We start from the raw sequence: 11,600 nt of genomic DNA on the forward strand, positions 1-11,600 counted from the left end.
AAAGAACGCTTCAATTTAACCCTGAAAGGCTCGAGGTCAGTCTTCGTCGACAAGGTCGCGCTGCAACAGGCGGATGATCCGCTCCATCGAGCCTGCCATCGCCATGCATTGCTCGATCGGCTCGGGTGAAAGCACACGCTCGATGAGATCGGTCTGGATGACCATGGCCTTCTCGGTGACGTCCCGGCCTTCCGGCGTCAGGAAGAGACGCAGCACGCGCTTGTCCTTCTCATCGCCGCGCCGTTCGATTAATCCGCGCTTTTCCATCTGCGGAAGCAGCATGCTCATGTTCGAGCGACCGACCAACAGCTTGCGGGCAAGCTCCTGCTGCGAAATGCCTTCAAAGCGGTAGAGATTGATCAGAATGTCGAGATGCGGAGTCTTGATATCCAGTTCGGCGAGCGAGCGACCGAGCGACTGCTGCATCAGCTGGCAGGCGCGGGCGACGGCGATCCAGCTGCGAAAACGCGGATGATCCCAGGGCAGGGATTGATTTTTGTTCATCGTTGTACTTTATTGTTCAGTGTTGAACATTGTTGGATTCCCACTATGACAAGCTTTGCGCTGAAGGTCACCCGCCTCGGATTCTCTCTGTTGCAGTCGGTTTCGCCGCGCATTGCCGGGAAGGCGGCGTTCAGCCTCTTCTGCATGACGCCCTCGGCAAAGCCGAAGGGTGACAAGGCAAAAGCGGCACATGCCGCCGGCGCCTGGAAGCTTGCCGGAGCTGAGCGGTTCACGCTCCGCCTTGCCGGCGGCGGAAAAGCCCATGCCTATCGGTTGAATGGTGGCGCTCTGGGACGCCGCCCTCGCTATCTCGTGACGCACGGCTGGGGATCGAGCAGCGCCTACATGGCTGATCTTTTGGAGACGCTGGCTGCCTCGGGTGCAGAGGTGATTGCGGTCGATTTTCCAGGTCATGGACGCGCGGCCGGGCGGGTTCTGCACATGGGAATGGCGGTGAAGGCCATAGAGGCTGCAGAGCGACGGTTCGGCGCCTTCGACGCGGCGATCGGCCATTCCTTCGGTGGAGCCGCTCTGATGGTGGCCGCGTCCGGCATGCTGCCGGGCGTGCCTGCCGTCGTGCCGGAGAAGCTGACGTTGATCGGCTCGCCGAGCGAGATGCACTGGCTGTTCAAGGACTTCGGCAAGATGATCGGGCTCCGGCGGAAAGCGCAGGATGTGCTGGAGAATGAGGTACGGCGTGTCACCGGCCGGAGGCTGGAGGAATTCGATGCAAGCAAGGCGGCAGGCGCGATCCGACGTCCGGTACTGATCGTGCATGCCGAGGATGACAAGGAAGTAAGCCACATCCATGCTCGGCGCTATGCGGCGGCAGGCGACGCTGTGCAGCTCTATTGGGCGAATGGCTTCGGGCATCGTCGGATCGTCGCGGCGCGGCCGGTATTCGACGCGATCACTGGTTTCCTTGGCGAGGGAGCCGTCAGCAAAGATGCTGAGATCATTCCTCTTTTCGAGCTTCCGGCACGGCGCATGTCATTGTAACGTCACGTGAGGCAGCTAAAGGCCGCCTCCGACAACATGGCAGGACAATCATGAAAATCATTGAAACGGTAGAGGACCTCGCAGCGATCTACGCTGGCGGTCTGACGCAGGCATCCGTGGCCAAGGTGACGGACTATCTGACACCTCTCTACCGAGAGATGATCGAAGCATCACCCTTCGTGGCGCTGGCGACGGTGGGACCCGAAGGACTAGACTGTTCGCCGCGCGGTGACATCGGCGGCGTCGTGCGCATTGTGGACGATAGGACGCTGCATATGCCGGACTGGCGTGGCAACAACCGCGTCGACTCGCTCTCCAATATCGTGCGCGACCCGCGCCTGGCGCTGATGTTCCTCGTTCCTGGCTCGAACACCACGATGCGCATCAACGGGCGGGGCGTCGTGACGAATGACGAAGCGGTTCTGACCAGCTTCGAGATGGACGGAAAGCATCCGCGGACGGTGATCGTCATCACGATTAATGAGGTCTATTTCCAATGCGCCCGGGCGCTGATCCGTTCCGAGATATGGAACCCGGAAACATTCGTTGACCCGAAGAGCCTGCCGACACCCGGGATGATGCTGAAAGCGGCAACCGGGGATTTCGACTACGAAACCTATGATCGCGAGTGGCCGGAGCGCGCAGCCAAGACAATGTGGTAGCGTCAGAGCTTTCGCGCTTGCGGCAGTCTCACGAACGTTGCGGATGAAGGCAGCCCAGGCTGCCAGGTCCCGAGGTTAGCCCTTGTAGATCAGCCAGCTCTTTGTGAAGTCTTTCTGCATACCGTCTTCGAAAAGGACGCTGCAGTTGCGGCCGGAATTCTTGGCGCCGTAAAGCGCCACGTCGGCCTTGTGGTAGAGCTCGCCGGCGTCTTCAGCATGGGAGGCCATGCAGACGCCGACCGATACCGTCACTGGCCCGTAGTTGATCCTCGTACGCGAGTTCGTGAAGGGCGTCGTTTCCAGTGTGCGACGGATGCGCTCGGCCGCGCTCATGACTTCCTCGGCGGTGTTGCCCTCGATGATGAGCGCGAATTCCTCACCGCCGGTGCGGGCGACAAAAACATCGCGGCGGACATTGGCACGGATGACCGAAGCGACGGTCGCGAGGATCTTGTCACCGACAGGGTGACCATAGGTGTCGTTGATCTTCTTGAAATTGTCGATGTCAGCGAGCACCAGCGCGGTGACAGGGCGCATGGCGGGATTGTTGAAGACCCCGGCAAGGCGGTCATCGAAGGCGCGGCGGTTCGACAGGCGCGTCAAGGAGTCGGTATTGGCGATACGCTTGTACTCGTCGAGTTCCTTGCGAACCTGGTCCATTTCCTGTGAGCGCTGGACGACGTTCTCGACCGTGCGTTCACCGTGGGCCATCGTGTCGCCGGTTGCTTCAGTCAGCAAGGTAAGGGCGTTTTCGATGAGCTCTACACTCGTATGGTTTTTCGAGCTGATCCGCTTGTAGGTTTCGCCAAGCAGCTTGTTGTAGCTCTCGAGAGATGTCTGCTCCTGGCGCAGGACGCGGAGCAACGTCTCCAACTCGGCGGCGATGCGGCCATGAACGTCGTCGAACACACGAGATGGGCTGTGCGCAAAATATTGTGCGCCGAGCGCGTCCAGTTCCTCCTGCGAGGCCTGGCTGCCGAGTGCGGCAAGATCCCGCGTTAGCGCCGGGTTGGAGCCGATATAAGCCTCGTAGAAGAGCTCGTAATTGCGTGGGATCGGCGCAACGCCCATGGAGCGCATCGCGAATGTGATCTGACCTGCCACATCGGGAACCTGCGCCCTAGTTGGCGCCGCGGCCGTCGTCATACGACTACTCCTCAATTGAATGTTTAATGCAGTCTTTAATTGCTTAGACTACAAATATTGGGAAATGATTAAGGGTGGATATACCAATGATTACATGCGAAATCTGGCCATCCTTAACGTTTCTATGTTTATCGCGTTGATTTTTATTCGAGAATTTAGAAGAGCGTGACAATTGCCTCGCCTTAAAGGCGAGTTACAAAAATAAAAAATCCAACCAACCGTTTTGGTTGAGTTTCTTACCGTTTCCAATTCGTTGACAGTCGGTCGCGATTGGTCGCTCTATCGCGCATCGGCAAGAGGGTGCACGTTGCTTCCAACGAGCGATACAGCTCCAACGGAAAGCATGAGATCATGGAAACGTCTCGCCACACTTCGCCTATCATCCTCGTCACCGCAGTCATTGCCGGCTCACTCGCCTTGATCGAGCAGAACGGTTTCTTCGAGGGCATATTCCACAACGAGATTCTCGCCAGCGTGAGGGTGGAGGAGACCGTCGGTGCTGCCAAAGCCACCGCGGCCGACCATACGACGACCGCGGCGGTCCATTGAGGTCGATCAGCCGAGGTTGAATTCCTGGAAGAAGTCGTTGCCCTTGTCATCGGTGACGATGAAGGCCGGGAAGTCTTCGACCTCGATCTTCCACACTGCTTCCATGCCGAGTTCGGGATATTCCAGCACCTCGACCTTCTTGATGCAGTCCTGTGCCAGCCGGGCGGCCGGCCCGCCGATCGAGCCCAGGTAAAAGCCGCCGTGCGTCTTGCAGGCCTCGCGCACCGCGCGCGAACGGTTGCCCTTGGCCAGCATCACCATCGAGCCTCCGAAAGACTGGAATTGGTCGACGTAGCTGTCCATGCGACCGGCAGTGGTCGGGCCGAAGGAGCCGGAGGCGTAGCCTGCCGGAGTCTTGGCCGGCCCGGCGTAGTAGACCGGATGGTTCTTCATGTAGTCAGGCATGCCTTGACCGCTTTCCAGCCGTTCCCGGATCTTGGCGTGGGCGAGGTCGCGTGCGACGATGATGGTGCCCGTCAGTGACAGGCGTGTCTTGACCGGGTGCTTGCTGAGTTCGGCAAGGATTCCGGACATCGGCTGGTTGAGGTCAATGCGGACCATCGAGTCCGACAGCTTCGACTCGTCGATGTCAGGCATGTACTTCGAGGGATCCGTCTCCAACTGCTCGATGAAGATGCCTTCCCGAGTGATCTTGCCCTTTGCCTGTCGGTCGGCGGAGCAGGAAACGCCAAGACCGATCGGCAGAGATGCGCCGTGACGGGGCAGGCGGATGACGCGCACATCATGACAGAAGTACTTGCCACCGAACTGCGCGCCGACGCCCATCTGCTGGGTCAGCTTGTGGATTTCCCTTTCCATCTCGACGTCGCGAAACGCATGGCCGCTTTCCGAACCCTCGATAGGCAGCTCGTCGAGATAACGCGTCGAGGCAAGTTTGACCGTCTTCAGGTTCATCTCGGCCGAGGTGCCGCCGATGACGATCGCCAGATGATAGGGAGGGCAGGCCGCCGTACCTAGCGTCAGGATCTTTTCCTTGAGGAAGTCGATCATTCGATCATGCGTCAACAGCGACGGGGTGCCCTGGTAGAGGAAGGTCTTGTTGGCCGAGCCGCCGCCCTTGGCGACAAACAGGAAGTCGTAGGAGTCGGTTCCTTCCTCATAGATATCGATCTGCGCCGGCAGATTGTTCTTGGTGTTCCTTTCCTCGAACATCTTGATCGGCGCGAGCTGCGAATAGCGGAGGTTCTTCTTCTCGTAGGCGTCCATGACGCCCTTCGCGAGGGCGGAGTAATCCTCGCCTTCGGTCCAGACACGGCGGCCCTTCTTGCCCATGATGATCGCGGTGCCGGTATCCTGGCACATCGGCAACACGCCGCCGGCGGCAATGTTGGCGTTCTTGAGCAGGTCATAGGCGACGAAGCGGTCGTTATCAGTCGCCTCGGGGTCTTCGAGAATTGACGCGAGCTGCTTTAGATGACCGGGCCGGAGGAGATGATTGATGTCGGCGAAGGCCGTTTCGGCGAGCAGGCGGATGCCTTCCGGCTCGACGGTGAGGATGTCCTGTCCCTTGAAGCTGTCCACAGAGACGTAGTCGCTGCTGATCTTGCGGTATTGGGTGGAGTCTTTGTGGAGGGGGAAAAGATCGTCAGCCATTGAAGGACCTTTCATGCGGACCGAAATCGCAGATGGTCTATTCGGGCGTCTTCGCAATTGCAATAATTCTAAAACTTGTCTGCTTTACTCATGAAAATTCGCAAAGACACCGCCGCGCGGGCGGCGGTGTCAACTGGTCGATCAGGCCGCTAGGCGGATTTATTTAGGGCCGATCATTGTCTCGGGGCGCACGATCGTGTCGTATTCCTCTACGGTGACGAGACCGCTCGCCAAGGCTTCCTCCTTCAGAGTCGTGCCGTTCTTGTGTGCCGTCTTGGCGATCTTGGCGGCGTTGTCATAGCCAATTTTCGGAGCGAGTGCCGTAACCAACATCAGCGAGCGTTCGAGTCCCGCCTTGATGTTGTCCTCGCGGGCCTCGATGCCGACGACGCAGTTGTCCGTGAAGGAAACGGCGGCGTCACCGAGTAACTGCACCGACTGGAGGAAATTGTAGGCCATCATCGGGTTGTAGACGTTGAGTTCGAAGTGGCCCTGGCTGTCGGCGAAGGTGAGCGCCGCGTTGTTGCCGAAGATGTGCACGCAGACTTGGGTCAGCGCTTCGCACTGCGTCGGGTTGACCTTGCCCGGCATGATGGAGGAGCCGGGCTCGTTTTCCGGCAGGGCGAGTTCACCGAGGCCGGCGCGCGGGCCGGAACCCAGTAGGCGGATGTCGTTGGCGATCTTGAAGAGCGCCGCCGCGGCCGCATTGATGGCGCCGTGGCTGAACACCATGGAGTCATGTGCCGCCAGCGCTTCGAACTTATTCGGGGCCGTCACAAAGGGAAGGCCGGTAATTTCGGCAATTTCGTCGGCGACTTTCTCGGCAAAGCCGATTGGCGCGTTGAGGCCGGTGCCGACGGCGGTGCCACCCTGAGCGAGTTCGCAGAGGCCGGGCAGGGTCAGTTCAATGCGCTTGATTGCGGAGCCAACCTGGGCCGCGTAACCGGAGAATTCCTGACCAAGGGTCAATGGCGTTGCATCCTGCGTATGGGTGCGGCCGATCTTGATGATGTGGCTGAATTCGGTGACCTTCATGTCGAGCGCGGCGTGAAGATGCTTCAGGCTCGGCAGAAGCTGACGCACGATCTGTTCCGCGCAGGCGATGTGCATTGCCGTCGGATAGGTATCGTTCGACGACTGGCTCATATTCACGTGATCGTTTGGATGCACCGGCTTCTTCGAACCCATGACACCGCCGAGCATTTCGATGGCTCGATTGGAGATTACTTCGTTGGCATTCATGTTCGACTGCGTGCCGGAGCCAGTCTGCCAGACGACGAGGGGGAAGTGGTCGTCGAGCTTGCCGTCGATGACTTCCTGTGCCGCATCGACAATGGCGTTGCCGACCTCAGGATTGAGTTGTCCGAGTGCCATATTCGCGCGTGCAGCGGCCTGCTTGACGATACCGAGCGCGCGGACGATCGAAAGTGGTTGCTTCTCCCAGCCGATCTTGAAATTGCCAAGGGAACGCTGCGCTTGCGCGCCCCAATATCTGTCATTCTGGACTTCGATCGGGCCGAACGTATCTGTCTCGGTACGGGTGGAGGTCATGGCCATGCCTTTCTGTCGCGGTGCCTCTCAGAGATGCGGTCTTATAGGTCCGAAACGGGCCGAAGAAAACCGTTCTGGAAAGAAACATGAATTGGCGATTCAGGTTATTCATGGGGGTCAGTGATCTTTTAGACACGTCTGAATTTTTATCATTCAGCGTCTTTTTGGCCACTGTGTCTAAAGGCGAAAATAAAGTAAAAAATTAACCAATAATTTCAGAATTTTGTGTGAACTGAAGGCTGACGTTAGCGTTATTCGCGTTACTTTGAGTTGAGTAGGCGCAGGCTGGCGGCTTCGACCGCTTTCTGCCATGTGACGCTCGCGCCGGATAAAACGAGTTCTGAGGCGGGCCGCGCCCGTTATTTTGAAGACAGCATGACACTGGGACTGGATAAAAGCATGACATTCCTTTTGAAAAGTGCGGTTTCCGCACTCGCGCTTTCCTGCGGTATGGCCGTGATGGGCGTCGCGCCCGCGAACGCCTATACGCTGATGGATATGATCCGCGGCGATCGCGCCCGGAACCAGGGCACGATTGTCAATCCGAGAGCGTCCGTTCCTTCGTATCTTCAGTCCGCTCCAGATACGCCGCTGCCGAAAGTTTCCAGCCCGCGCTATTACACCTACCAGCCCGACGCGATGCGCTTCGTCGATACCGGCAAGTTTACCGATCCTGTCGTCACGGGTGCAGTTGCCGACGCTTCGGCTGCGACTGAGACCATGCCGTCGGTGCAGCGCCGCTTCCTCATCGAGGCAAAGGTGCGCGCTCCCGTCGAGGTCGCCAAAGCGCTTGAGGCCTACTATGGCGACATCAAGAATCCGCTGGTCTGGCTCACCGGGACGGACGTCAACGATCGCGCCAAGGCAGCGATGGACGTGTTGTCGAATGCTGCGTCGGTTGGTCTCGATCCGGCCGACTATGCCGTCCAGATGCCGACCGAAGACCCCGCCAATCCTGACCCTGCCAACCGCGATCGTGCACTGACCCAATTCGAGTTGGAGCTTTCGGCCAAAGTTCTTGCCTATGTGCAGGATACCCTTCGCGGTCGCGTCGATCCGAACAAGCTCTCCGGCTACCATGACTTCAAGCGCAAGGATGTGAACCTTGCCCCGGTCCTCAAGCTTGCCCGCATGAGCCCGGATGCGGCTGCTTATCTCAAAAGCCGGACGCCGGATGGTCCGCAGTTTGTCGCGCTCGAAAGCGAATTGGCGAAGCTGCAGGCGGAGGGCGCAGGCGGCGACCGCATCGACATTGCTCTGAACGGATTGCTTCGCCCAGGCGACAACTCTTCCGAAATCCCGAATATCGTGAAGGCGATTGACAAGCACGGTTCGGCAGCGCTGAAGGCCGAGCATGCGGCAACACTTGCCGCATATACCGGCAGCACCGAATATTCAGCGGAGATCGTCGCGCTCGTCGAAGGTTTCCAAAAGGAGCATGGGCTTAAGCCCGACGGAGTCGTTGGCCAAGCCACGGTCCGTATCATGACCGGTGGCGACAGTAACGCTTCGAAGATCGAGAAGTTGATCGTCGCCATGGAGCAGGCGCGTTGGCTGCCTAACGATCTCGGCTCGCGCTACGTCTTTATCAACCAGCCGGCCTACATGGTTTACTACCACAACGACAACAAGGAGCAGTTGTCGATGCGCGTGGTGATCGGTCAGCCGTCGCACCAGACGTTCTTCTTCCAGGATCAGATCGAGACGGTCGAGTTCAACCCGTTCTGGGGCGTGCCGCAGTCTATCATCATCAACGAAATGCTGCCGCGTCTGCGCTCGGACCCGAGTTATTTGGACCGGATGGGCTACGAGGTAACTGTTGGTGGCCGCGCTGTAGCGTCGTCCAGCGTCGATTGGTACGGCTCGACGACCAACGTCTCCGTGCGCCAGCCGCCGAGCGACGACAATGCGCTTGGCGAACTCAAGATCCTTTTCCCGAATGCGCATGCGATCTACATGCATGACACACCCTCGAAGAGCTTCTTCAAGCGGGACATGCGCGCACTCAGCCACGGTTGCGTCCGTCTCGCCGAACCGCGTGCGATGGCGGCGGCGGTACTGAACACGTCGGTGGATCAGATCGGCAAGGAAATTGCTATCGGCAAGAACCACGCTCTGCAGGTTCCGCAGAAGATACCGGTATACGTCGCTTACTTCACTGCCTGGCCGAATAAGGATGGCGTCGTACAGTATTTCGACGATGTCTACGGTCGCGACGCTTACGTTCAGAAGGCATTCGACGCCACGACGAAGGCACGTGGCGCGCAGATATGATCGCGCTAAGCGCATGATAAGAAAAAGGCGGCCGTTGAGCCGCCTTTTTCGTTCGTGTCAGCCTGCCGCAGCCGTCGGCCTTGCAGCAGTGAAATCCGTGATCAGCTCGTCGACGAGCGCTGGCGTAAGTTCCTTGAAGTGCGTGATCACGCGGGTTGGTCCAAGGGTCTCGACGGGCGCGTCGGAATAGCCGAACGGTACGGCGATCGAGGGAACACCAGCATTTCGCGCGACAAGAATGTCGTTGATGCTATCGCCGATCATGACGGAATTGCGGGCATCACCGCCGGCGCGCTCGATCGTACCGAGGAGATGCTGGGCGTCCGGCTTTCTGACCGTGAAGGTATCTCCGCCGGTAATTGCGTCGAAGTAGTGGGTAAGCTCAAGTTTCTCGATCAGGCTGCGTGCCAGCCCTTCGAGCTTGTTGGTGCAAACGGCAAGCTTGCAGCCGGCGCTCTTCAATTGATCCATCGCCTCGACAAGACCGGGATAAGGAGCTGTATGTCCCGGCATGTTGTCGGTGTAGTGCGCGATGAAGCGGTCAAGGAGGCCGGGAAGTTGCTCCTGTGACAACGGATGTCCCCGTAAACTGCACGCCCGCTCGATCATGACCTTGGCGCCGTGTCCGACGAGATGAGTCAAGTCGTCGTAGCCGACTGGCGCCACACCGATCGCGGCGATCGTATGGTTCAGGCTCTCGACAAGATCGGCATGAGTGTCGAGTAGTGTCCCATCGAGATCGAATACAACTAGGGAAGGGGTCAAGGATTTCGCCTTTCGGAAATGATGTCATCAGGCAGTAGGTGATGAGGGCGGGAAAAGCAACGTTTCGCGGCAAAGCCGACGAGTTGTATTCCCCACGGCTTTTCGAAAATCATTGCGCTATTTTGGCTTTCGTTTGGCAAGCGAGCCGTGTAAACAGCACATCCAACGCAATAATCGGAGTCAGCGGCGCATGGATGCCCGCGAAATGAAGATCAAGGCCGCTGAGGCCGCACTTGCTCATGTCGAATACGGCATGCGGCTTGGAATCGGAACGGGAAGCACTGCCGAGGAGTTTGTTCGGCTGCTCGCGGAAAAGGTTGCGACCGGCTTCAAGGTCGAAGGTGTACCAACTTCGGAACGCACGGCTAGGCTTTGCGTCGAGCTCGGCGTTCCGCTGAAGTCGCTCGATGAGTTGCCGGAACTCGATCTGACGATCGATGGCGCGGACGAGGTCGATTCCGACCTGACACTCATCAAGGGCGGCGGCGGTGCGTTGTTGCGCGAGAAGATTGTGGCCGCGGCATCTCAGCGCATGATCGTTATTGCCGACGAAAGCAAACTGGTCGAGACGCTCGGCGCATTTCCGTTGCCGATCGAGGTCAATCCGTTCGGACTCGTGTCGACGCGTATGGCAATTGAAAAGAAGGCTTCGAAACTGGGATTGAGCGGCGGCTTGGCGCTGCGCCAATCCGGAGGCGGAGACTTCATGACGGACGGCGGCCACTACATCATCGATGCATCTTTTGGCCGCATTCCTGATGCAGAGGCGCTTTCAAACGAGCTGAATTCAATACCCGGAGTCGTTGAACACGGGCTCTTTCTCAATATGGCGGCGCTTGCGATCATTGCTGGTCCAGCAGGTGCACGCACGCTGCGGGCGAACAGGTAACAGGAGCATTGAAACTCATGATTAAATTTGCAGGTCTTGGCCGTTTTGCTGCTGCGACCGTTATTCTTTCGGGCGTTGCATTCGGCTCTGTCGCACACGCGCAGGAAGCATCTCCGGAGCAGCTGAAGGCAGCCCGCGCCGCTATCGACGCGATCGGTGCAACCGCGCAGTTCGACAACATCCTGCCGGGCCTCGCCGAGCGCCTGAAGGCCGACCTGATCCAGGATTCTCCGAACTACCAGGATGCCATCACGGCTGAGGTCGATAAGCAGGCGCTGGCACTTGCACCGCGTCGCGCCGATCTCGAAAAGGAAGCCGCTCTGACCTATGCCAAGGCATTCTCGGTCGAAGAACTCAACGCAATCGCCGAGTTCTACAACTCGGAAGTCGGCAAGAAGCTGCTGAAGGATGGCCCGATCGCATCTCGCGAAACCGTGAAGGCGGCTGATATCTGGGCACAGGGTATCTCCCGTGATTTGCAGAAGCAGACCAGCACCGAGCTTGCCAAGGTCATCAAGGCTCCGCCGCCGGCCGCCGATCCGGCCAACCCGGCCGCAACGACGGCACCGAAGCCCGCCGCGCCGGCCCCAAAGCCGAAGCCGTAAGCTGTACCTGTAAGAGATCGAAAGCCCGGCATCGTCCGGGCT

General features: G+C 58.8%; 11 protein-coding genes. 6 read left to right on the forward strand and 5 right to left on the reverse strand.

Annotated features, from left to right (window positions below; all coding sequences use genetic code 11):
- Window positions 1-36: 36 nt before the first annotated feature.
- A complete protein-coding gene (locus FHX16_RS11885) occupies window positions 37-504 on the reverse strand; it encodes a MarR family winged helix-turn-helix transcriptional regulator (protein WP_259128428.1) in 468 nt (155 codons plus the stop codon).
- Window positions 505-549: 45 nt separating this feature from the next.
- Here FHX16_RS11885 and FHX16_RS11890 point away from each other — a divergent pair, with 45 nt between their 5' ends.
- The gene (locus tag FHX16_RS11890) at window positions 550-1,503 is read left to right on the forward strand and encodes an alpha/beta hydrolase (RefSeq protein WP_183862703.1); all 954 of its coding nucleotides are present in this window, start codon (window positions 550-552) and stop codon (window positions 1,501-1,503) included.
- Window positions 1,504-1,553: 50 nt separating this feature from the next.
- Window positions 1,554-2,165 (forward strand): pyridoxamine 5'-phosphate oxidase family protein, encoded by a 612-nt coding sequence (locus FHX16_RS11895; protein WP_183862701.1) that lies wholly within the window; start codon window positions 1,554-1,556, stop codon window positions 2,163-2,165.
- Between the two features lie 75 nt (window positions 2,166-2,240).
- On the opposite strand, the gene FHX16_RS11900 is transcribed toward FHX16_RS11895, so the two are convergent.
- A complete protein-coding gene (locus tag FHX16_RS11900; RefSeq protein ID WP_183862699.1) occupies window positions 2,241-3,311 on the reverse strand; it encodes a GGDEF domain-containing protein in 1,071 nt (356 codons plus the stop codon).
- Between the two features lie 351 nt (window positions 3,312-3,662).
- Here FHX16_RS11900 and FHX16_RS11905 point away from each other — a divergent pair, with 351 nt between their 5' ends.
- Window positions 3,663-3,860, forward strand: a complete 198-nt coding sequence (locus FHX16_RS11905; protein ID WP_183862697.1) for a hypothetical protein — start codon at window positions 3,663-3,665, stop codon at window positions 3,858-3,860.
- Between the two features lie 6 nt (window positions 3,861-3,866).
- On the opposite strand, the gene FHX16_RS11910 is transcribed toward FHX16_RS11905, so the two are convergent.
- Both FHX16_RS11910 and fumC read right to left on the reverse strand, forming a co-directional pair.
- Window positions 3,867-5,474 (reverse strand): fumarate hydratase, encoded by a 1,608-nt coding sequence (locus tag FHX16_RS11910; RefSeq protein WP_183862695.1) that lies wholly within the window; start codon window positions 5,472-5,474, stop codon window positions 3,867-3,869.
- Between the two features lie 159 nt (window positions 5,475-5,633).
- Entirely contained in the window at window positions 5,634-7,025 is a 1,392-nt protein-coding gene (gene fumC, locus FHX16_RS11915) for a class II fumarate hydratase (RefSeq protein WP_183862693.1), read from the reverse strand.
- 399 nt (window positions 7,026-7,424) lie between these two features.
- Here fumC and FHX16_RS11920 point away from each other — a divergent pair, with 399 nt between their 5' ends.
- Window positions 7,425-9,299 carry a murein L,D-transpeptidase gene (locus tag FHX16_RS11920; RefSeq protein ID WP_183862691.1) on the forward strand — a complete coding sequence of 625 codons (1,875 nt, stop codon included), beginning with the start codon at window positions 7,425-7,427 and terminating at the stop codon, window positions 9,297-9,299.
- Window positions 9,300-9,356: 57 nt separating this feature from the next.
- Here the strand turns inward: FHX16_RS11920 and FHX16_RS11925 are convergent, their stop codons facing one another.
- Window positions 9,357-10,064: an HAD family hydrolase gene (locus tag FHX16_RS11925; RefSeq protein WP_183862689.1), complete on the reverse strand. Its 708-nt coding sequence runs from the start codon at window positions 10,062-10,064 to the stop codon at window positions 9,357-9,359.
- 190 nt (window positions 10,065-10,254) lie between these two features.
- Between FHX16_RS11925 and rpiA the strand changes: the two genes are divergently transcribed.
- Complete coding sequence (gene rpiA / locus FHX16_RS11930) at window positions 10,255-10,953, forward strand: ribose-5-phosphate isomerase RpiA (RefSeq protein WP_183757502.1); 699 nt, start codon at window positions 10,255-10,257, stop codon at window positions 10,951-10,953.
- 17 nt (window positions 10,954-10,970) lie between these two features.
- Window positions 10,971-11,558 (forward strand): DUF2059 domain-containing protein, encoded by a 588-nt coding sequence (locus FHX16_RS11935; protein WP_183757501.1) that lies wholly within the window; start codon window positions 10,971-10,973, stop codon window positions 11,556-11,558.
- Window positions 11,559-11,600 lie beyond the last annotated feature (42 nt).

The sequence above is a fragment of the Rhizobium sp. BK661 genome (assembly GCF_024808825.1).
GTDB lineage: Bacteria > Pseudomonadota > Alphaproteobacteria > Rhizobiales > Rhizobiaceae > Rhizobium.